The organism is Nocardioides dilutus, from assembly GCF_054779555.1.
The window spans coordinates 241,902-263,513 of sequence record NZ_BAAGYA010000002.1 but is presented as its reverse complement, the minus strand read 5'-3'; the positions used below and the strand labels follow the sequence as shown (position 1 = coordinate 263,513).

At 70.8% G+C, this 21,612-nt stretch carries 17 protein-coding genes and 1 tRNA gene; 6 read left to right on the top strand and 12 right to left on the bottom strand.

What is annotated here, in order from left to right:
• From ACYVC6_RS10820 to ACYVC6_RS10790, 7 genes are all read right to left on the bottom strand, one after another.
• Nucleotides 1–981, bottom strand: coding sequence for a ribose-phosphate diphosphokinase (locus ACYVC6_RS10820; protein WP_460713854.1), 981 nt, complete (start codon nucleotides 979–981; stop codon nucleotides 1–3).
• Nucleotides 982–1,022: 41 nt separating this feature from the next.
• On the bottom strand, nucleotides 1,023–2,471 hold the full coding sequence (glmU, locus tag ACYVC6_RS10815; protein ID WP_460713852.1) for a bifunctional UDP-N-acetylglucosamine diphosphorylase/glucosamine-1-phosphate N-acetyltransferase GlmU: 1,449 nt from the start codon (nucleotides 2,469–2,471) through the stop codon (nucleotides 1,023–1,025).
• A 96-nt stretch (nucleotides 2,472–2,567) separates the two neighbouring features.
• Nucleotides 2,568–4,109, bottom strand: coding sequence for a trypsin-like peptidase domain-containing protein (locus ACYVC6_RS10810; protein WP_460713850.1), 1,542 nt, complete (start codon nucleotides 4,107–4,109; stop codon nucleotides 2,568–2,570).
• Between the two features lie 273 nt (nucleotides 4,110–4,382).
• Nucleotides 4,383–5,489 (bottom strand): glycosyltransferase family 2 protein, encoded by a 1,107-nt coding sequence (locus ACYVC6_RS10805; protein ID WP_460713849.1) that lies wholly within the window; start codon nucleotides 5,487–5,489, stop codon nucleotides 4,383–4,385.
• Between the two features lie 3 nt (nucleotides 5,490–5,492).
• The gene (locus ACYVC6_RS10800; RefSeq protein ID WP_460713847.1) at nucleotides 5,493–6,020 is read right to left on the bottom strand and encodes a dTDP-4-dehydrorhamnose 3,5-epimerase family protein; all 528 of its coding nucleotides are present in this window, start codon (nucleotides 6,018–6,020) and stop codon (nucleotides 5,493–5,495) included.
• A 100-nt stretch (nucleotides 6,021–6,120) separates the two neighbouring features.
• On the bottom strand, nucleotides 6,121–9,681 hold the full coding sequence (locus ACYVC6_RS10795) for a M12 family metallo-peptidase (protein ID WP_460713845.1): 3,561 nt from the start codon (nucleotides 9,679–9,681) through the stop codon (nucleotides 6,121–6,123).
• A gap of 190 nt (nucleotides 9,682–9,871) precedes the next feature.
• Nucleotides 9,872–9,950, bottom strand: a tRNA-Gln gene (locus ACYVC6_RS10790).
• 51 nt (nucleotides 9,951–10,001) lie between these two features.
• Here ACYVC6_RS10790 and ACYVC6_RS10785 point away from each other — a divergent pair.
• From ACYVC6_RS10785 to ACYVC6_RS10770, 4 genes are read left to right on the top strand one after another with little or no spacing between them, the layout of a single operon-like run.
• Nucleotides 10,002–11,090, top strand: a complete 1,089-nt coding sequence (locus ACYVC6_RS10785; protein WP_460713843.1) for an ATP-dependent DNA ligase — start codon at nucleotides 10,002–10,004, stop codon at nucleotides 11,088–11,090.
• Between the two features lie 9 nt (nucleotides 11,091–11,099).
• Nucleotides 11,100–11,657: a hypothetical protein gene (locus ACYVC6_RS10780; RefSeq protein WP_460713841.1), complete on the top strand. Its 558-nt coding sequence runs from the start codon at nucleotides 11,100–11,102 to the stop codon at nucleotides 11,655–11,657.
• 10 nt (nucleotides 11,658–11,667) lie between these two features.
• Nucleotides 11,668–12,471, top strand: coding sequence for a hypothetical protein (locus ACYVC6_RS10775; RefSeq protein ID WP_460713839.1), 804 nt, complete (start codon nucleotides 11,668–11,670; stop codon nucleotides 12,469–12,471).
• Nucleotides 12,468–15,203 (top strand): stealth conserved region 3 domain-containing protein, encoded by a 2,736-nt coding sequence (locus ACYVC6_RS10770; protein ID WP_460713837.1) that lies wholly within the window; start codon nucleotides 12,468–12,470, stop codon nucleotides 15,201–15,203. Before ACYVC6_RS10775 ends, ACYVC6_RS10770 begins: the two co-directional genes overlap by 4 nt.
• A 239-nt stretch (nucleotides 15,204–15,442) precedes the next feature.
• Here ACYVC6_RS10770 and ACYVC6_RS10765 read toward each other — a convergent pair whose 3' ends face one another.
• Complete coding sequence (locus tag ACYVC6_RS10765) at nucleotides 15,443–16,525, bottom strand: DNA polymerase domain-containing protein (RefSeq protein WP_460713835.1); 1,083 nt, start codon at nucleotides 16,523–16,525, stop codon at nucleotides 15,443–15,445.
• A 107-nt stretch (nucleotides 16,526–16,632) separates the two neighbouring features.
• Here ACYVC6_RS10765 and msrB point away from each other — a divergent pair, with 107 nt between their 5' ends.
• A complete protein-coding gene (msrB, locus tag ACYVC6_RS10760; protein WP_460713833.1) occupies nucleotides 16,633–17,031 on the top strand; it encodes a peptide-methionine (R)-S-oxide reductase MsrB in 399 nt (132 codons plus the stop codon).
• An 18-nt stretch (nucleotides 17,032–17,049) separates the two neighbouring features.
• Here the strand turns inward: msrB and ACYVC6_RS10755 are convergent, their stop codons facing one another.
• The 3 genes from ACYVC6_RS10755 to hemQ are packed head-to-tail and all read right to left on the bottom strand — an operon-like array spanning nucleotide 17,050 to nucleotide 19,563.
• A complete protein-coding gene (locus tag ACYVC6_RS10755) occupies nucleotides 17,050–18,108 on the bottom strand; it encodes a carboxypeptidase regulatory-like domain-containing protein (protein WP_460713831.1) in 1,059 nt (352 codons plus the stop codon).
• Nucleotides 18,109–18,158: 50 nt separating this feature from the next.
• Nucleotides 18,159–18,809 (bottom strand): hypothetical protein, encoded by a 651-nt coding sequence (locus ACYVC6_RS10750; RefSeq protein ID WP_460713829.1) that lies wholly within the window; start codon nucleotides 18,807–18,809, stop codon nucleotides 18,159–18,161.
• Nucleotides 18,810–18,843: 34 nt separating this feature from the next.
• Entirely contained in the window at nucleotides 18,844–19,563 is a 720-nt protein-coding gene (gene hemQ, locus ACYVC6_RS10745; protein ID WP_460713827.1) for a hydrogen peroxide-dependent heme synthase, read from the bottom strand.
• A gap of 161 nt (nucleotides 19,564–19,724) precedes the next feature.
• Here hemQ and ACYVC6_RS10740 point away from each other — a divergent pair, with 161 nt between their 5' ends.
• A complete protein-coding gene (locus ACYVC6_RS10740) occupies nucleotides 19,725–20,255 on the top strand; it encodes a hypothetical protein (protein WP_460713825.1) in 531 nt (176 codons plus the stop codon).
• On the opposite strand, the gene hemG is transcribed toward ACYVC6_RS10740, so the two are convergent.
• Entirely contained in the window at nucleotides 20,233–21,609 is a 1,377-nt protein-coding gene (gene hemG, locus ACYVC6_RS10735) for a protoporphyrinogen oxidase (RefSeq protein WP_460713823.1), read from the bottom strand. The two genes, ACYVC6_RS10740 and hemG, sit on opposite strands and share 23 nt — an antisense overlap.
• Nucleotides 21,610–21,612 lie beyond the last annotated feature (3 nt).

The following is a 21,612-nucleotide window of genomic DNA, read 5'->3' as shown; positions in this document are numbered from 1 at the left end:
TCAGGCTTCCCCTTCGAACATGGACGTGACCGAGCCGTCCTCGAACACCTCACGGATCGCCCGCGCCACGAGCGGCCCGATGGAGAGCTGGGTCAGCTTGTCGAACTCGCGGTCGGGCAGGAGCGGCAGGGTGTTGGTCACGATGACCTCCTGCGCCGGGCAGTTCTTCAGCCGGTCGACCGCGGGATCGGAGAGGATCGCGTGGGTGGCGGCGACGACCACACCAGCAGCCCCGTCGGCCATCAGCGCCTCCGTGGCGCTGGCGATGGTGCCGCCGGTGTCGATCATGTCGTCGACAAGGACGCACAGGCGGCCGGTGACGTCGCCGACCACCCGGTTGGCCACGGCCTCGTTGGGCCGGTCGGTCCGGCGGGTCTTGTGGATGAAGGCCAGGGGCGCGCCGCCGAGGCGGGCGGACCAGCGCTCGGCCACCTTGATCCGGCCGGCGTCCGGCGAGACCACGGCCAGCGACTGCTCGCGGTATTTCCCCCACACGTAGTCGGCCAGGATCGGGAGTGCCATCAGGTGGTCGACCGGGCCGTCGAAGAACCCCTGGACCTGGTCGGCGTGCAGGTCGACGGTGATCAGCCGGTTGGCGCCGGCGGTCTTGAAGAGGTCGGCCATCAACCGCGCGGTGATCGGCTCGCGGCCGCGGTGCTTCTTGTCCTGGCGGGCGTAGCCGTAGAACGGCATGACCACGGTGATCCGCTTGGCCGACGCCCGCTTGAGCGCGTCGACCATGATCAGGTGCTCCATGATCCACTCGTTGATAGGCGCGGTGTGACTCTGGATGACGAACGCGTCGCAGCCGCGCACCGACTCCTGGTAGCGGATGTAGGTCTCGGAGTTGGCGAACTGGTAGGCCGTCGTGGGCACCAGCGCGGTGCCGAGCAGGTCGGCCACCTCGTTGGAGAGCGCGGGGTGGGCCCGACCACTGAAGACCATGAGGTTCTTCTCGGTGGTCCTCTTCATTCCGGTCACGTAGGTGGCTCTCCTGGCTCGCAGCACGCCTCGACTGGAGGTCAGTCCGATTCTCCCACGTCCTGCTGCGCAGCCTCCGCCGCGTCCGCCTGGGCGGTGCCGGGCCGCCGGCGACGCACCCAGCCCTCGAGGTTGCGCTGGGGTCCGCCGCTGACCGCGAGGGCCCCGGGCGGGACGTCACGGCGTACGACGGTGCCCCCAGCGGTCGCTGCGCCGTCGCCGATCTCGACGGGGGCGACGAAGGTGTTGTTGGAACCGGTACGGGCCAGCCTGCCGACCTTGGTGTGATGCTTCTCGAGGCCGTCGTAGTTGGCGAAGACCGTGCCCGCACCGATGTTGCTACCCTCGCCGATCTCGGCGTCGCCGACGTAGGAGAGGTGCGGCACCTTGGCTCCGGCGGCGATCTGGGCGTTCTTGGTCTCGACGAAGGTGCCGATCTTGCCGCCGGTGCCGAGCTGGGTGCCTGGTCGCAGGTAGGCGAACGGGCCCACGCGGGCGTTGTCGCCGATGACGGCGAGCTCGCCGTGGGCGCGGACGACGCGGGCGCCGGTGCCGACCTCGCAGTCCTTGAGCGTGGTGTCGGGACCGATCACTGCGTCCTCGGCGACGACCGTCGCCCCGAGCAGCTGGACGCCGGGCAGGAGCGTGACGTCCTCGGCCAGCACCACGTCGGCGTCGATCCAGGTGGTCGCCGGGTCCATGACCGTGACCCCGTCACGCATCCAGCGGGTCACGATCCGGCGGTTGAGCTCGGCCCCGAGCGCGGCGAGCTGGGCGCGGTCGTTGACACCCTCGGTCTGCCAGACGTCGTCGATCGCGTGAGCACCGACGTGCAGCCCGGCCTGCCGGGCCAGGTGGACGGTGTCAGTGAGGTAGTACTCGCCCTTGGCGTTGTCGTTGCCGATCCGCGGGAGCGCGTCGAGCAGGAACTCCGCGTCGAAGGCCAGGATCCCCGAGTTGATCTCGCGGATCGCGCGCTGCTCGTCGGTCGCGTCCTTCTCCTCCACGATCGCTTCGACGTCGCCCTCGGCGTTGCGGACGACCCGGCCGTACCCCCTCGGGTCCTGGACCAGCCCCGACAGGATGCTCACCGCGCGCTGGGCGGCCTCGTGCTCCGCCGCGAACCGCATCAGCGACTCCCCCTGCAGCAGCGGGGTGTCGGCGTAGGCGACGAGCACGGTGCCGCGAAGCTGCTGACCGCTGGCCAGCACCGCGTCGATGGCGGTCCGCACCGCGTGCGCCGTGCCGTGCTGCTCGTCCTGGACCGCGAGCATCGCCTCGGGTGCGAGTTCGAGCACGTGGGCTCCGACCTCCTCGCGCTGATGACCCACCACGGTGACGATCCGCAACGGCGAGGTCTCCTGCACCGCCGCGAGGACGTGGCCGATCATCGACCGCCCCGCCACCGGGTGGAGGACCTTCATGGTCTTCGACTTCATCCGGGTGCCGCCACCGGCTGCGAGGACGACGACTGTCAGCTCACCGGGCACCCGGGTCACTCTACGGCTGGATCGTCAGCACGCGAGCAGCAACCGGGGTGGGCCGGAGCCCACCCCGGTTGCTGATCCGTCGGTTCAGACCTCCTGTCAGACCTCGTGGTGCAGACCGTCCAGGGCCGCGGCGAACGGCTGCCCGCAGCTCTCGCAGTAGTGCGCCACCAGCTCGTGCTGTGCTCCGCAGTTCGGGCAGAAGCCGTGTCCGCTCGGAGCTGCCGCCGGTGCCGGTGCCGACGGCGGCAGGGTCACCGCCGGCGCCGGCTGAACTGGTGCCGTGGGGACGGCCGCGACGGTAGGCACGGTCAGCGGGGGTGCCGTCGGAGGTGCCGTGGGAACGGCCCGCGGAGCCGACGCAGTGGCCGGCCCGACCGGGACCGGACCGATCGGCATGGCTGCCGGACCCGTCGTCCGCGGCGGGACGTGGCGACGCCGAAGGACGAGCGTGCCCAGCACGCCGCCCGCACCCAGGACCAGGACGACCCCGCCCAGGATGTAGGCCCAGGTCGGCACTCCGCCGCCGCCGCTCTCGGAATCGGCTTCGGCTTCGGTTTCGGTTTCAGCCTCGGGTGGCGCTACGTCGTTCGCGTAGTTGGCCACGGCGTCCTGCCGGAACTCGCTGATGAACTTCCACCCGGGCTGCAGCGCCCGCGCCTCGTCGAACTTGACTACCGCGTCGTGATAGCGGCTCTGGAAGTAGAGCGACAGTCCTTCGCGGTAGGCCACTTCGGCCTCACCCAAGGTGTTGTCGACGCCGTTGCCCGCCAGCAGCGACTGGATGGACGCCGCGCTGGCCATGAAGTCCGTCGAGCGGTCGGTCTCGCTGGACAGCGCCCAGGAGACGGTGCCGACGACCTCACCCTCCATGTTGAGGACCGGGCCGCCCGACATGCCAGGGCTGGTCCGCGACGAGATCGACGTGAACGGCGTTCCGTTGATCGTCTCGGTGCCGCTGACGCTGCCGGCGTTGAAGGTCGGCGGCGACTCGGAGTCGACGATCTCGGCGACGCCTCCGGAGAAGCCGGCCGCGACCACGCTGACGCCGCTCGCCGGTGCCGTTGGGGCGACCGGGAGCAGGGGACCGACCAGACCGGTGACGCTCAGGAGCGCCACGTCGCCGTCCCGGAACGTCTGAACGTCCAGCACGCTCGCGGGGAACGCCCGCTTGGCCATCGCGGGAGCGGTGACCTTGACCTCACGATCCGGCGGCGAGCCGGCGTCCGGGCCTTCGATGTCGGCGTTGGCCTGGAGGTTCGCTGTCGCCTCGGCCATCTCCGCCGGCGTCGCGCCGGTCGACTGGCCGAGCTCGGCGACGAAGGCGCTCAGGATCGCGCTCTTGCCGCCGTCATAGGTCTCGTCGTCGACGCAGTGCCCAGCGGTGACGACCTCGCCGGACGACGACGCGAAGAAGCCGGAGCACGTCGTGGTGACCGTGTAGGGGCCGTAGTAGCCCTCGTTGAGTGTCCAGTAGTCATCGGGCGTGCCGTACAGGAAGATCTCCCGTGGGGCGGCCACCCAACCGGTCCACTTCACCTTCAGGTGCACGAGGCTTGCGTCGGCCACGGCGTTGACGTACTGGAGGTCGGTGTCCTCCGCCTGCGTCGCCGCCGGTGCCGCGGTGGGGAGCGCCGCCATGCCGGCGACCATCACTCCCGCCGATATCCAACCCAGAATGCGCCGAGACCCAGCCATGCTGCGCGTCCCCAGGTGCCCTGCCTTCTTGGCCATTTCGCGCCTTCTCTCCAGTTGTCGCTGGGGATCACCGGAGTTGGCACGCCGAGGCCGCTGTTGCGAAGTCGGCGCAACCGACTCGCGGAACCCTCACTGCCAGGGTAGGAACCACGCCTGGATATCTGTAGAGCCGAACGTCCCTGGAGGCCGTGACGACCTCACCCCATGGGACGCGCGCTAGCGAGTGCGAGCCAGGCCGAGGCGGCCACGCCAGCTGCGTGCGGTGGCCAGCCGCCGACGGGTGCGGAGCAGCCGGCGACGGCTCCGGCGCAGCCGGCGACGCAGGCTCTGCAGGTCGGACTCCCGCTCGACGGCCGATGCCTCCAGCGTCGCGACCCGGTCCTCCAACGCCGCGCGCTGGACGTTCAGCGACGCGACCCGGTCCTCCAGGCTGGTGACCGCGGCAGTGTGGTGCGACCCGAGGTGGAGCAGCGCATCGGCCGCCGCCTGGGCGATGCTGGTGACCAATGCGGGCGACAGGTCGGGATGCACCGGACCTCCGAGGGACGCCGCCGGCGACGGGCGGCCGTCGTCAACCTCCGACCCGGGAAACCTACGAGCCGCGAACAACGCCGCATTGCGCCGTCCCAGGAACTCCGCAAACGGCCTCGTGGTGGAGCCGAGCTGCCGGTGGTGGATCCGGGAGCCACTGACAGCTGCGACCGACCAGCCCGCGCGCTGCAGCCCGACGCAGAAGTCGACGTCGGCGTACATCACCGGGTGGAACAGCGGACTCATCCCCCCTGCGTCGTCCCAGGCATTCGTCCGCACGAGCATCCCCCGACTGGCGACGTACGACAGGTCCCCGAGGCCGCTCAGGTCCTCGGGGGGAGTGGCCTCTGGTGGGTGCCAACGGCGCAGAACGCCGTCGTCGTCCAGAGTGCCACCGAGACTGCCCGCCGGCACCAGCCCGTCGTCGCCGACGGTGATCGGGGTGACCACCGCGGTCCCGGGTTCAGCCTCGAGGGCCGCACGCAGGACGGCGAGGGCGTCGGGCTCCGCCACCATGTCGTCCTGGACGAGCCACAGGAAAGCGGGTTCGGCGAGCGAACGCCCAAGAGTGAGGGCGCCACCCCAGCCCAGGTTGAGCCCGCACTCGACGACGACGACCTCGCCGGGCAGGTCACGGACACGGCCGCCTTCCGGCGAGTTCACCAGGACGACGACAGCCAGGTCTCCGGACTGGGCGGCCAGAGCCGTGACGCAACGGCGCAGGCGGTCGACGTCGGAGCCCAGCGTAGGGACCAGCGCCACCACCTCGGCCGCGCCAGGGGCCACCAGCACAGGTCAGGCCTGGGGCAGGAGGGCGCGCACGTCGACGGGGATCACGTCGGTGTCCCAGGGCAGCAGCAGCCGGTCCGGCGCAGCGTGGTTGTAGGCCTCGGTCGGGAAGTTGATGAGGAAGGCCTCGTCAGGGCCGAGGTTGATGTTGAGGTGCCACACGTGGGTCGGGATCGTGAGGTTGCGCACCCCTCGGTCACTGAGGACGATGCGCTGGACCACGCCCGAGGTGGGCGAGTCCGGTCGGGCGTCGTAGAGGATGACGAGGACCTCGCCACTGATGAGCGTGTAGCGGTCCCGCTTGTGCTCGTGCAGGCCCCAGCCCTTGATCAGGCCACGCCGGATGGAGAACTGGTAGGCGTAGACGACCGGCTCGTCCCAGTAGTCGCCCTGGCCCTCGAAGATCTCGAACACCGACCCGCGGTGATCCACGTGGTTGGGCGTCGACCGCATCTTCACGCCGTCGATCACGGCCGCGACGGACGTGCCGTCAGGCAGCACTGTCTGCTGGTCCCGCGTGGCCCCCACCGTCATGGCGACATGCTAGTAATCCGCGTCGCGAACACGAAACGTGCGCATCGCACCAGGCGAGAGATCTGGTCGCGGCCGGCTTGCTCCCCGGCCGCGGACCCGATCACGCCAGGGTCGAGACCCCCAGGCCCTCGATCCGCATGGTCGACTTCTTCTTCGAGGTGAGCGTCACGACCTTGAGCTTGCCCGAGACGGGGTTCGCGAAGGACCCCAGGCTGACGATCGTCTGGCTGGCCCGAGGACCCTTCAGGTTGATCGTGGCCAGCGTCTTGCCCTGGAAGACCACCTTGACCTTCCCGGAGTTCGGGCCCTTGCCGACCACCAGCACGAGTTCTCGCGCGTTCGTCACCCGGTAGGTCAGCTTCTGTCCGCGCTTGTTGGTGCGCCAGTACTCACCCAGGTAGGCGAACTTGTTGGGCGTGAGCTTCCACTTGGTGGTCGTGCGCTTCAGCTCGGAGGCCGCCTTGGGCACGGTGGTCCATGTGGTAGCCGGGGTGGCGTCGACGGCCCCTCCGTTGTTGGCCGCCACCGAGAACGTGTGGGTGGTGTGGGCCAGGCCGGTGGCCACGTACGGCGAGGTGCACGGCTCGCTGACGCCGTCCAGGGTGCAGGTGAACGTCGACCCGGGCACGGAGGAGGTGAAGGTGAACCGCGCCCTCTCGGCGAGGTTCCAGCGGCCCGGAACCGAGGTCAGGGTCGTCTCGGGCACTTCCGGATCCACGGTGCCGGCTGTGACGACCAACGCCGTGTCGGCGGCGGTCTCACCGAGGTACCGGCCACCCAGCGAGACCTTGACCTGATAGGTGCCCGGCGCCGCCGCGTAGGTGCAGCTCGCCGAGCCGGCCGAGGTCACCGGCGAGGTGCACAGCGTCGTGCTGGTGACGGTGTCGATGAACGTCGCCGTGGCAGTGCTCAGGTCACCCGGGGAGCCGTCGGTCTGCTCGACGACGGCGGCGGACAAGGTGACCGCGACCGTGCTCTCGCCGGCGGCGGTGGTCTCGGCGGTGTCACCGGTGTAGGTCGGCGTGGCGTTCTCGGGCGCCGAGGCGATGGTGAAGTCGACGACTTCGGAGGTCACTGCGTCGGTGACGGAGATGCTCACCGGATAAGAGCCAAGAATGGCCGACGACGTGCCCTGGACGGTCCAGGTGGACGTGCTGGGCACCACCCCGGGATCCGACGCACTCGTCTTCACCAGGCTCAGCCCCGCGGGGAGGCCGGTGGGCGTGGCCGACAAGGTGCCGGAGTCGCCCTGGCCGGTGGTGGCCGAGAAGGTCACGTCGACACCGTCGCTGTACTGGTTCGGCACCGTGTCCGGCACGGCGTCGGCGACGTCCAGCCCGGCCGGGACGGCCGTGACGGTGACCGGAGCGTCGTTGAGGTCGAAGAACACGTTGTCGACGGCCTCGACCTTGATCCAGCCCTGCGTGGTGGCGATGTTGGGGATGACCACGTCCTGGCTGCCGTCGTTGGGCGTGCTCGCCACGAGGACCTGGTCGAAGGTGTCACCACCGTCGGTCGACATGGTGATCTTCACGTTCGGCGCCAGGCCGGCGGTCCCGTTGACCGCCCAGGTCACCGGCTGCGTCGACCCTCCGTCGTACGTCGTCGGCGTGGCCTGGCTCGTCACGAGGAACGGGCCCGCGGTCGGGTCGACGGTCAGCGTCACGTCGTCGAAGTGGGTCCCGCCGCCCTCGAGGGTGAGGTCACGGGCGGTGAGCCGGAAGTTGAGCCGAGGCGGCGAGGCGTTGGCGCCGCTGCCGACGTAGGCAGCGGTGGGCAGGAACTCCGAGTAACAGTCGAGGACGGGGCCGTTGTTCAGCGCGGACGTGCCTTCCGCGCCCGAGTAGTCGGACGGCGCCGGCGTCGGGCACGAGCCGGTCGCCGCGTTGGTGTTGCCGGCCGTGATCTGGGCGATGTCCGGGAACGTGCGCACCGGGCTGGTGGTCGCGAGGTTCTCGCCGGGCGAGTTGTAGATCAACGTGTCCGTCTCGGATACGTCGGCGAAGGTGCCGAACACGCGGAACAGCGGTCCGGTCGCCTTGGTGTTGTTGGTCAGCTGCACGCCCTCGTCGGCGCCGATGTCGTTCTGCTCCCACAGATAGATCAGCTCGTCGTCGTCCGAGTCGGTCGCCGAACCGCGCAGCGTGAACGGCGTCTGGATCGGGATGGTGACGTCTGCCGGCGCGGTGACGACCGGGGTGTGGTTGGTCGTGGTGACGATCTCGAAGCCGCCGCGGGTGTCGGTGACCGGGTCCGCGGGTTCGCTGTTGACGTAGTCGCTGACCTCCATCTGGGTGCGCTGGCTGAAGTAGGGGTCGGTGTGCGGCTGGAGGTCGTCCGCGGCACAGATGCCGGCGTAGGCCATCACCGAGGAGCCCGACCCGGGCTCGACCGAGCTGCCGCCGGTGCGGTTGCCGCCCGAGCAGTTGCCCTGGGTGCCGTTGAACGTGTGCGGACCCGCGAACTGGTGGCCCATCTCGTGGGCGACGTAGTCGATGGCCATGAAGTCACCCACCGGGTTGGCCAGGCCGGTACACCCGCCGGCCTTCTGGCCCTGCTGACCGACGACGCCGAGGAAGGCGACGCCGCCACCGTCGACGCCGAGGGCGATGTGGCCGATGTCGTAGTTGAGGGGACCGATCAGGGTGTCGACCGCGACCTGGTTCTGCACGATCGCGTTGGGCAGGCAGCCAGTCAGGCCGACGCCGGCCAGGCCGACGGCAGCTTCCCGCGCCGCGTTGTTGAGGTTGAGGAGCAGGTCGGTGTTGTCGACGAAGACCATCTTGATCGCGAGGTCGTCGTTGTAGATCTGGTTGACCCGGTTCATCAGGGTCGTCTTGGCCGCGAGAACCGCGGCGTTCGACGCGGGCAGGTCCAAGGGGTTGGTGTTCAGTCCGGGTGCGAAGAACTCCGCGTAGCTCGCGTCGGTCACCAGCGCGAGCCGGTAGACGCGCTGGATCACCACCTCACCTGGTTCCTCGCCGACCCGCGGAGCCGCGGCTCGGTCCGAGTGAACTTCGTCGACACCGTGGACGATCGACTCGCCGGTCTCCGGGTCGAGCACCTCGTCGGGCAGGCGCGCCGCCTCGGGGAGCGACGCTCCGAAGTAGGACACATACAGGCTCGTGTCGCCCAGATAGGCCGGGTCGACGTACCACGAGGCCTGCCCGTCCCGGACGCTGGCGTGGAAGCCGAACGGGGTCATGTCCAGGCGGATGCTCGCGGCGTACCCCTCGGTGATCGAGGAGCCGGCATAGGTCCTGATGTCGGGGTGAGCCGCCTGGAGCGCGTCCTCCATGATCGGCGACTCGACGATGGCGAACTCGATCAGCTCACCGGTGGGCGCCGGCACGGCGATGGACACCGCGTCCGGCCGACCGGGGTCGCTCAGGTCCTCCAGCGGAGCCAGGGCGAGCCGGCCGGACATCTCTTCGGCGTTCAGGGTGAACCCGCGGTAGTCGGACGGGTTGACCATGCGGCGATGCCCGTCCTTGGCAGGGAGAAGCTTCTGCGCGGTCGGGCTCCAGATCCCCGACGGTTCGACCGCCGTGGGAGCCGCTGCCGTGGACGGCGACCCGCCCAAGACGGCGGAGATCGAGAACAGGAGGGCGAGAAGTCCGGTCCAGGCGCTGGTGCGCAGGCCGCGGCGGGAGAGGGGCACGAGGGTCCTTGGATTCGCTGGTCCGAGTCGGTCGACGGCGCGCCGTTGCGCCGCCCCCGGGACGCCGGCCATGACGAAGGACGACCGACCGGGCCCGGATTGTCTGACAACGCGACAGTCGCCGAGAAGTCACGCGGCGCCTGGGCCGAGCGGAGGGGGTGACCCCGAAGAGTCGGGACGTGCGGCCTTGCTCCCCGGGTAGGAGTCGAACCTACGTCGCTAATCCTGATTCAAAGTCAGGCGGGCCCTACCGGCAGACCAACCGGGGATCGTCCATGCGGACGGAGCAAGGTTAGTTTGCGCTCGCCTAGGCTCCACTCGTGGACCTGCCCGTGATGCCACCTGTCCAGCCGATGCTCGCGAAGTCGGTCAAGGGGATCCCGGACCCGGACAAGTTCGGGGGGCTGATCTTCGAGCCCAAGTGGGACGGGTTCCGGTGCATCGTGTTCCGCGACGGCGACGACGTCGAGCTGACCAGCCGCAACACCAAGCCGCTGACCCGCTACTTCCCCGAGCTCGTCGCAGCGATCAAGGAGCAGCTGCCGGAGCGGTGCGTGCTCGACGGTGAGGTCTTCGTCGCGATCGGCGACCGGCTGGAGTTCGAGGTGCTGCAGGAGCGCATCCACCCCGCCAAGAGCCGCGTGGACATGCTGGCCGAGAAGACCCCGGCCGGGTTCGTCGCCTTCGACCTGCTGGCCCTGGGTGACGAGTCGTACGTCGAACGGCCGCTGTCCGAGCGGCGGGCGGCCCTGGAGACAGCGCTGGGCCACCTGGGGTCCGACGGGCCGTGCTACCTCACCCGGACCACCTCCGACCCAGCCGAGGCGGAGCGGTGGTTCGAGCACTTCGAGGGGGCCGGCCTGGACGGCGTGGTGGCCAAGCCGCTGACTGCGGCCTACACCCAGAACGGCCGCACCATGCTCAAGATCAAGCACGCCCGGACCGCGGACGTCGTCCTGGCCGGCTACCGGGAGCACAAGAACAGCACCCCGGAGCGGCCGCTGCTCGGCAGCCTCCTGCTGGGGCTCTACAAGGACGGCCAGCTCCAGCACGTCGGCGTCAGCGCGTCGTTCACCGAGGCCCGGCGGGCCGAGCTGATCGAAGAGCTCCAGCCGCTGGTGTGCCCGCTCGAGGAGCATCCCTGGGGCCACTGGCAGGAGTTCCTCACCGCCAACCCCGACCGGGTCCCCGGCACCCAGAGCCGGTGGAGCCAGGGCAAGGACCTCTCCTTCACCCCGCTGCGGCCCGAGCGGGTGCTCGAGGTCGGCTACGAGCACATGGAGGGCCACCGGTTCCGCCACACCGCTCACTTCAAGCGCTGGCGCGAGGACCGTGACCCCGAGTCGTGCGGCTGCGAGCAGCTGGACGAGCCGGTCAGCTATGACCTCGGCGAGGTCCTCAGCGGCTAGCATCGCCGCGTGTCCGAGACTGCGCCCGTAACCCAGCCGTACGCCGTCGTCGTGCTGGTCGAGGAGAACCTCACCACCGACGACGCGGCCAGGATCCACTCCCTGCACGAGGGCATCGACGGGCCGGTGGCCTACCACGTCCTGCTCCCCCTCGACGACGCCTCCGCCCGCGTGCAGGCGGCCATGGGCGGCATGGGCGGCCCCGACCTGGTGCCCGGGCCGGCCATCCCCATGCCCGACATCGACCCGGCCGAGGTCATCGCCGAGGTCAAGGAGCAGAGCGAGCAGGCGCTGGCCGACTCGCTCGCGGCGCTGCAGGCGTCGGGGGCGAGCGCGACCGGGACGCTGGTCACCGGCAACCCCATCGACGCGCTCGCCGCCAAGGTCGCCGAGGTCGACGGGCGCGAGGCGATCATCCTCACCGAGGAGCACTTCGTCGCCGAGCTCCTCCGGATGGACTGGACCTCGCAGGCCCGGCGCCGGATCAAGGTGCCCGTCCTGCACCTGATGGAGCAAGAGACCTTCAACGAGCAGGCCGGCGGCGGCGAGGGCGTCTCGGGCCTGTGAGGCTGCGCTCTTGAAGTGGGCATCCCGGCGCCGCGGTGCAGGCCCGGTCGCGGCGTACGCCGGGATCCTCGACGGGCGCCACCTGTGGCTGACCCTCGAGTCCGGCGGTCCTGGCACGCTGCACGACGCGGCCGGCGGGCGCACCTTCGAGCTCAGCGGAGACGTCACCGACCTGCTGAGCCTGTTGCCGGGGGGCGAGGGGACGTACGACGTCGTGCAGGACGGTCGACCGGTGTGGGGACCACCGGCGCCCACCGGCGATCCCACCCGGGTGCCGGTCTCGCCCGACGGCCTGACCCAGCTCTCCCTCGACCGCACCGAAGCCGGGCACCTGCAGGTCGTCCGGCGCCCGGTCGCACCGACCGCCTTGCTCGAGGCGATCGAGCTCCGCGACGGTGACGCGCACCTGACCCTCCTACCCCCGGGCGAGATCGAGGCGGGCACCCACCTGCTGCTCCTCGACGCCGACGACCAGCTCCTCGACCAGCTGCCGGTGACCGCCCACGACGGCCACGTCGAGGCGCTGATCGGCGTCGCCGACCTGCCCGCCGGCCACTTCGGTGTCGTCCGGCTGGCCCTCGGCACCGAGACCTCGTGGGTGCGGATCCGGCGCCGGCGCAGCGACCTGGCCGACCCGCACCGCGCCGTGCTGCTGCCCGAGCTCCACGACACGACCGACCCGGAGGCCGAGGAGGACAAGCCCCGCGCCCGGTTCCGGTGGAACCCCGACTCGCACCTGGTGCTCCGCGTCCTCGACCCGGCCGAGCACAGCGGTCCCGGCGGGGCGGTCATCCCGATGGCGGGCCGCCCATGAGGATCGCCTACCTCGTCCTCTCGGCGTACGCGATGGGCGGCACCGAGCGCTCGGTCATCACCCAGGCCAACGCCTTGGCTCGCCAAGAGAACGCACCGCACGAGGTCACGGTCATCAGCGTGCTGCGCGCGGCGGACGAGCCGCACTACGCGGTGGACGAGCGCGTGACGCTCCAGCCCCTGGTCGACGTCCGGCCCGACACCCAGGGCGACCCCCAGGCCGACACCCAGTCCGACACCCAGCGCGACCCGCTGCTCGACGCGGAGTCCGTGCTGGTCCCGCGGCGCTGGGACCGCCAGTTCTCAGCGCTGACCGACGTCGCCCTGGAGTCGGCCCTGCGCAAGGTCCGCGCCGACGTCGTCGTCACCGTCACGCCGGCACTGCTGGCCAGCGCGGTCCAGCTCCTCCCGGACGACGTGGTGGTCGTCCACCAGGAGCACCGGTCCTCGTCCCAGCGCACCAGCGGCATGGAGCCGCTGCTCGCGTTCGCGCCTCGCGCCGACGTCGTCGCCCTGCTGACGCCGTCGATCGAGACCTGGCTGCGCGACGAGCTGGGCCCGGTCGCGCCTCAGACGGTGGTCATGCCCAACGCGCTGCCGCAGGAAAGCGCACAGGGCCACGCCCCGCGCTCCCTGCTCGACGGCAAGGTCATCGTGACCGCCGGCCGCCTGGTGATGGAGAAGCAGTTCACCAAGCTGGTGGCGGCGTTCGGCGACATCGCCGACCAGCTGCCCGACTGGCGGCTGCGCATCCTGGGCGTCGGCCACCAGCGCCCACACCTGGTCCGCGAGACCCGCAAGCAGGGCCTCTTCGACCGGGTCGAGCTCCCGGGCACGGTCACCGACATGCGCGGCGAGTGGGCCAAGGCCAGCATCTGCGCGCTCAGCTCCCGCGCCGAGGGCTTCCCGCTCGTGCTCCAGGAGGCGATGGCCGCGGGCGTTCCGTGCGTCAGCTTCGACTGCGCCTCCGGACCTCGCGAGATCGTCGAGCACGAGGTCAACGGCCTGCTCGTCACGCCCGAGTCCGTCGCCGGCCTCTCCGCCGCGCTGCTCCGGCTCGCCACCGACGACGACCTCCGGACCCGGCTGGGCACCGGAGCGCTGGCAACCGCCGCCAGGTACGACGCCGACGCGATCGCCGAGCGCTGGGTCGAGATATTCGAGGGCGCTGTCGCCCGCCGAGCCGGCCGCCCCCGGTTCGCGGCGCTGTCGACCGTCCCGCCGCGCCCCGTCACCGCGGCCCCGGCCGTCGGGCACGCCCGCCAGACGCCCGCCCACGTCCGCCACCTGGGCCTGGCCGCCGCGGTCTCCTGCGCCACGGCCACCGGCGACGAGTGGCTGGTCATCCCGCCCCACGAGCGGGAGTCGACGGTCGTGGTCGTCCCCACCGAGGCCCGGCACAGGTTCCTCGACGCCCTGGCCGACGCCGACCTCCCGGAATACTTCTCCCTGCGGGACCCCGCCAACGCGGGCTGGCACGAGCGCCGTGGCGTGGTGTCCGAGCTCGCCCGGGAGCTCCAGCGCGGGCGGACGCCCGTCGTTGCCCTCGAGCCCTGGCCTCTGGGACCCGACGGGATGCCGCGCGTGGTCGGCCAGCGGTGCTCGGTCGAGGTGGAGTTCTGGGAGACCAACACCCACGGGCAGCTGGTCGCCCCGCGGCTCAACCCCTACACGCAGCGGATCCCGCGCGGCTTCGAGACGGTCCAGGCCGAGGTCGAGGGCGTCACCGTCCGCACCCTCCCGCTGATGACCGAGCCGACAGTGGACGAGTGCACGTTCCCTGTCGACGTCGTCTACACCTGGGTCGACGGCAACGACCCGGTCTGGAACCAGGCCCGCGAGGCGCGGCTCGCGGCCCTCGCCGGCAGCGGGGCAGCCGAGACCGCCCAGACCCGCGAGTCGAGCGGCCAGGCCCGGTTCGTCTCCCGTGACGAGCTCCGCTACTCGCTGCGCAGCGTCCACCTCTTCGCGCCGTGGGTACGCCGCATCCACCTGGTCACCGCCGGACAGGTGCCCGACTGGCTCGACGTCGACCACCCGGCGGTCAACCTGGTCGACCACAGCGCGATCCTCCCCGCCGATGCGCTGCCGACGTTCAACTCGCATGCGATCGAGACCTCGCTGCACCTGGTGCCCGACCTGGCCGAGCATTTCGTCTACTTCAACGACGACTTCTTCCTCGGCCGGCCGATCCGGCCGGAGGCCTGGTTCAGCCCCGCCGGACTGCCCGCGACGTTCGTGGCACCGACGACCGTCGGGCTCACCGATCTGCCGGACGCGCCGCCCTACCTCAAGGCGGCGTGGAACAACCGCCGGTTGCTGCAGGAGGCGTTCGGCCGGGTGCTCACCCACAACCTCGCGCACGCGCCCTACCCGCACCGCCGGTCCGTCCTCGCCGAGCTCACCGAACGTTTCCCCGAGGCGATCGCCGCGACCGCGCGCTCGCCGTTCCGCTCCGACACCGACGTCTCGACGCTGAGCTCCCTGGCCCAGCACTACGGGCTGATGACCGGCCAGGCGTTCGTCGGTGAGGCCTCCCGTGCGTACGTCAACCTCTCCAACAGCGACCTCGACTGGCAGCTGAAGAAGACGCTCCAGCGCGACCAGGACTTCATCTGTCTGGCCGACCACCACGACCACGCGCTCAACCCGGTCCGGCTCGACCGGACCCTCCACGCGTTCATGGAGGCCTACTTCCCGCTTCCCGCGCCCTGGGAGAAGCCCGACTCCTAGTCCGCGGATGCCGTTGTCGCAGGTCAGCCCGCGTGTCAGTCACCCCTACCGGTGTTGAAAATCGCCTTGGAACGTGTTCTCATCGACGTTGACGGGTTCAACTGAAACCGTCGGAGTGCCCATGCGGGGGGTCCGGGGGGACATCTCGTGAGTCGGCCCGTCGGGGGACGGGTCCGAACTTGGCGCTTCGTACGGGTTCCCGCCCGAGGCGTCAGTGGGGATGCGCCGGGCGGGCCCCGTCAATTCTCGATGCGGTTGCCGTCGGCGTCCCAGTGGGCCTCGACCTTCTTGCTCGGCTGCACCCGCGGCGGCTCGCCGGGCATCTTCGGGTAGTCCGGCGGGAACGGCATCTCACCGCCCGGAAGCTCGTCGTAGAGCCGGAGCAACGGCTCGATGGAGTACGCCGTGTCGTCGATCGACGCCCAGGGGTCGCCGTGGGCCAGCCGGTCGGGGACCGTGAAGAGGTTGAAGTCGCGCGGGTCCTTCACGTCGGCCAGCTCCGCCCAGGTCATCGGCGTCGAGACCGGGGCGCCCGGCTTGGGTCGCAGCGAGTAGGCCGAGGCGATGGTCCGGTCGCGGTTGTTCTGGTTGAAGTCGACGAAGATCCGCTCCCCGCGCTCCTCCTTCCACCAGTCCATGGTCACGCCCTCGTCGCGGCGGGCGAGCTCCCGGCCGAACCCGATCGCGGCGTGCCGCACGTCGGTGAACTCCCAGCGCGGCTCGATCCGCACGTAGATGTGGATCCCCCGGTTGCCCGAGGTCTTGGCGAAGCCGACCAGGCCCAGCTCCTCGAGCAGCTCCTTGGCCACCGCGGCGACCCGCTGGGCGTCGGCGAACGTCGTGCCCGGCTGCGGGTCGAGGTCGATGCGCAGCTCGTCGGGATGGTCGACGTCACTGCGTCGGACCGGCCACGGGTGGAAGGTCAGCGTGCCCATGTGTGCACACCACACGGGCACCGCGATCTCGGTCGGGCAGATCTCCTCCGCCGTCCGTCCGGAGGGGAAGGTGATCTCGACCGACTCGAGGTAGTCGGGAGCGCCCTTCGGAACCCGCTTCTGGTAGAACGCGTCGGCGTCCCTGTCCGCGCGTCCGGTCGCGAGCTGCATGCCCTCACGTACGCCGGACGGCCAGCGCTCCAGCGCGGTGGGCCGGTCGCGGAGCGCCCGCATCAGCCCGTCCTCGACGCTGGCGAAGTACTCCGCCACCATCAGCTTGGTGACCTCGGGCGTGCGCTCGGTGGCCTCGTAGATCACCCGGTCCGGGCTGGAGACGCGAACCCTGCGGTCGCCCGCCTGGACCTCGACGGCGACTGCTTTGGGCACGTTCCAGACCCTAACGCCGGCCGGCATTTCTTACGGTTCTGTGAGCAGGCCCCGGTGGAGCCGCTTCGGGCGTGCCTCACGAAGCTCGGCCGCCTACGCTGGACGCCGTGACCTACAACGTCGACAAGAGCGATGCGGAGTGGCGCGCGGAGCTCTCCCCCGAGGAATACCAGGTGCTCCGCCAGGCCGGCACCGAGCGGGCGTTCACCGGTGAATACACCGACACCGAGACCAAGGGTGTCTACAAGTGCAAGGCCTGCCAGGCCACGCTCTTCGAGTCCGACACCAAGTTCCACTCCGGCTGCGGCTGGCCGTCGTTCTACCAGCCGGTCTCCGACACGATCGAATACATCGAGGACAACACGATGGGCATGAAGCGCACCGAGGTGCGCTGTGCCAACTGCGGCTCCCACCTCGGGCACGTCTTCCCCGACGGCTACGGCACGCCGACCGGCGACCGCTACTGCATCAACTCGATCAGCCTGACCCTGGAGCCGAAGGACTGACCCGCAGACGAGCCCGCCTCATTTGACGGTGAAGTACCTCGTGTCGTTGGTCGCCACGATGTCGCCGTCGGCGTCGACCGCGTTCACGAAGTAGACGTAGGTGCCCGGAGCCAGCGGGCCCGGGATGGTGTACGACGTGCCGTCCACCTCGAGCAGGTCGAGGATCATGTTGGAGGAGTCGCTCTCCGGCCACGCCTGCAGCGCGTAATGGTCGGCCAGCGGGTGCGCCTCCCACGTCAAGGTGACCCCCGAAGCGGGTACGACGGAGTTGTCGGCCGGCTCCAGCACCTCGATGAGGCAGGACGCCGCCTGGCCCTCAACCTCGAACCCGAAGTGGTCAGGGCTCTCGCCGATCTGCACGCCCGCCTCGTTGTAGGCCTCGACCCACCAGCTGTACTCGCACGAGATCAGGGGGGTCGGTGTGGTGAGCGTGGGCTCGTCCACCGACTCGCTGGGGAGGATCGAGCCGTGCTCCGGCACCATCGCCACCTCATAGGTCGCCGCACCCGGGTAGGCCTCCCAGGTCAGGACCGGCTGCGCCTCCTGCACCACCCCGTCGTCGGCGGGTGCGGTCAGCACGAGGTCGAACCGGACCAGGGGGAAGTCACCGACGGCCAGCCCCTCGTCGGCCTCGATGGTCACGGTCTCGCCGTCCATGCTCAGGGTCCGGGCGAACACGTAGTCTGCGGCGCCGGACTCCTTGACCAGGATCGTGTACTCACCCGGCGTGACGTCGGTGAAGAGGTAGGAGCCGTCCTCGCCGGTCGTCGTGTCGAAGGTCTCCCCCTCGCACCCGGAGAAGGTGCTGACGTCGGTGCAGATCCGGACGGCCGCACCCACCACGGGTTCGTCGTTCCAGATCACTCGCCCGGACAGGGCTCCGAGCCCAGCGGCCGGCTGCGGGCCGGTGTACTCGACCTGCGCCGGGGGTGACGAGCCGGTGCCCGGCTCCTCAGCGTCCGCGGAGGTCGTGGCCTCCGAGGCGGTCGTGCCGTCCTTCTCGTCGGTGGACCCCCCGCAGGCACCGACGAGCGCAAGGAGCGCGACCAACAGGACAGGGACGATGTGGCGACGCATGGCGCACCTCCTGGGGCGCCTTCCACGCTAGGCAACGGGCCGCCCCGTGCTCAGAGGCCAAGGTCATCCGGATTTGGGACGAGAGCGGAGGTCACGATGACGACGTCCGTGCCGTACGCCGCGTCGGCGTAGTCCTGGTAGGTGCCGTCGTCGTAGATGACGTCGACCAGCACGTGGCCGTCGGCGCCATAGGTGCCCTGCACACCCGGCAGCCCGGCGAGCTCCCCGGCGATGCCCTCGAGCTCGGCGTCCGAGAGCTCGATCGAGGGCTCCGGGTAGACCGGCGGCTCCTCGGGCATCGGGTCGTAGAGCGCGGCGGGGATCGCCTCGAGCAGGGTGAACGCGGTGCCGTCCCAGGTGCCGGTGACGGCGAACATGCCCCAGCGCACGTCGCCCTCCTCCTCGAACATGCCGTCGACAGACGTCCAGTCCCAGTTGGTGATCGCCGGGCCCCCGCACTGCGGCGGGTAGGACTCGGCGACGGGCCCGAGACAGAGCTCGACCAGATCGTCCTTGGCGTCCTTGTCCATGACGGTGACCAGGTTGCGGCTGCGTACGTCGCCGGGGGCCGCCGGGACCGCGGTCGGCGCCGCGGGACCGGAGCCGCCGGGATCGGTGGCCACGTCGTCGTCGTCGGAGCCGCAGCCGGCGAGAGAGAGGGACAGTGCGAGCAGGAGTCCGGGCAGGCTGATGCGCACCATTGCTCTGGGACGCCGACGATCGCGCCGGGGTTCCCTACGGCAGCCGGTCGACCAGGTCGCTGACCGGGGTGAGGGCCCCGGTGTAGAACGGGATCTCCTCACGCACGTGCCGCCGGGCCCCGGAGCTGCGCAGGTGCCGCATCAGGTCGACGATCCGGTAGAGCTCGTCGGCCTCGAAGGCGAGGATCCACTCGTAGTCGCCGAGGGCGAAGCTCGCGACCGTGTTGGCGCGGACGTCCTTGTAGTCGCGGCCCATCTGGCCGTGCTCCTTGAGCAGCTCTCGCCGCTCGTCCTCCTCGAGGAGGTACCACTCGTAGGACCGCACGAATGGGTAGACGCAGACGTGCCTCTTGGGCTCCTCGTCGGCGAGGAAGGCCGGCACGTGGCTGCGGTTGAACTCCGCGGGCCGGTGCAGCGCGAGCTGGGACCACACCGGCGCTAGCCGCCGCCCGAACGACGTGCGCCGGAACCGGTGGTACGCCGCCTGGAGCGCCTCGGAGGTGGCGGCGTGCCACCAGACCATCACGTCGGCGTCGGCGCGGAGCCCGCTGACGTCGTAGACGCCGCGCACCACCACGTCGGCCTCGGCCAGCTCGGCGAAGAGCTTCTCGACCTCGGCGCCCTCGGCCGTGCGGTCGGCGTCCTCCCCCAGGACGGTCTCGAGCCGGAAGACCGACCACATGGCGTAGCGGAGGGAGTCGTTGATCTCCCGGATCCGGGCGGCGTTGGACTGCGGCTCGCTCATGGATCCCATTGTGCTGCGTGTCAGTTGCCTCGCGTCTCCCGGACGGGGAGAGATCACACACACATCGATGCAACCGACCTCGGTTGCCGGGCGTATCTCCCCCGACTGCGCCGAACCCGGCCCAGCGACAGACCCGGCCCGAGACCCGGGCCCGAGCACAAGGAACCACCATGACCACGCACCGCACCCTCACCGCAGCCTTCCTCACCGCCACCGCGCTGACGGTCGGCTCGGCCCCAGCCTCGGCCATGCAGGCCGACGACCTGGGCCCCACCACGACCCACCGCGAGCACGGCATCGTGCTCGAGTGCCGGGGTGAGCTGGACGGCACCGCGGTCTACGCCAGCCTGTATGAGAACGACAAGTACGGGAACTGGTTCCAGGTCGTCCTGGGCGACCCGGACGCGGGCAACGGCAAGTCCAAGAACGTCAAGCGCGAGATCCTCGAGGACGGGAAGGTCCGGGCGTCGATCAGCATCGACGGCGCCAAGGCCGTCGTCCGCGGGACCGCGTCCAAGGTGGGCAAGAAGAAGCCCGTGCACGAGGAGCTGGACGACGCCGGCTACCACGTGGTCAACGACGGCACCCACCGTCGGTTGAGGAACGACCTGGCCTTCGAGTACGACGGCATGGCGACCCGCCTCAGCTGCGACCCGGCGTTCGCCTACAACCTCACGGTCACCAAGACGCCGATCGTCTAGCCGCTGCGGGCTCTCCGAGGTCGGCGACGGCGCGCCGGGACGAGGCGATCACCGCCGGGATCCCGACGCCGTCGTACGCCGCGCCGCACACCGCAAGACCGGCCACCTCGGCCACGGCCGCCCGGATCCGGGCGACCCGGTCGAGGTGGCCGACGGCGTACTGGGGCAGTCCCCCGCCCCACCGCTGGACGTGCACGTCGACCGGCCGCGCGGTCAGTCCCACGGCCTCGGCCAGCTCGGCCAGGGACACGGCGACGAGCTCGTCGTCGCTGCGTTGCAGGACGGCCTCCTCGCGGTGCCGCCCCAGCGAGGTGCGCAGGTGCACGAGCCCCGCGGCCGCCCCCGCCCGTCGTGCCCAGCCCCACTTGACGAAGGAGAAGGTCGAGGCCTTGATCGCCCGGCCGTCGACCGGGGGGACGAGGAAGCCCGAGGAGTCGTCGAGCCCGGTGACGTCCTCGGCCCGGAACGCGAACGTGACCACGACCATCGATGCGGACTCGATCCCGGCCAGCTCGGCCGCTGCGACCGGCGAGAGCCGCTCCAGCAGCCGGGCGGTGGGAGCCGCAGGGGTGGCCAGGACGACGGCGTCCGCCTCGACCAGCTCGGGGGCCGAGGTGGGGCCGACCGTGAGCACGAAGCCGATGGGCGTCCGGTCCAGCTCGCGGACGGTCGCCCCGCGGCGCACCACGAGCGTGTCGGCCAGGGCGTCGGTGAACCCGCCCATGCCACCTGGGATCCCGGCGAAGACCGGCAGGTCGTAGGTCGTGGGCACCTGGGCGGACTGCGCCAGCACCGAGCCCCGGGTCGCCAGGTCCACCAGCTGCGGCACCGCGGCCCGCGCCGAGATCTCCCGGGCGTGCCCGGCGTACACACCGCCCAGCAGCGGCTCCACCAGACGGTCGGTGACCTCGGGGCCGAAGCGCTCGTCGACCAGGGCGCCGACCGAGACGTCGTCGGCCACGTCGCTCGCCGGGAGGCCGGGCTCGGCCAGTGCCCTCTGGAGCCCCTCGTCGGACAGGACCCCGGACTCGCGCAGCTGCTCCTCGTCGAGCGGCACGCCCATCAGCGACCGTGGCAGCGGGTGCAGGGAACCGCGGGTCCAGATCCGCGAGGAGGCGACGGCCGGGTGCTCGATGTCGAGTCCGAGCTCACGCGCGAGCTCGACACCCTCCGGGCGGCGGTTGAGCATCGCCTCCGCCCCGACGTCGACCAGGACACCACCGACCTCGGCCCGGCGCAGCTTGCCGCCGGTCTCCGGGCTCGCCTCGAGGACGACGACGTCGTCGCCCCGCTCCTGGAGGAAGCGGGCTGCGGCCAGACCGGCCAGGCCTCCTCCGACCACCACTGAGCTCACCCG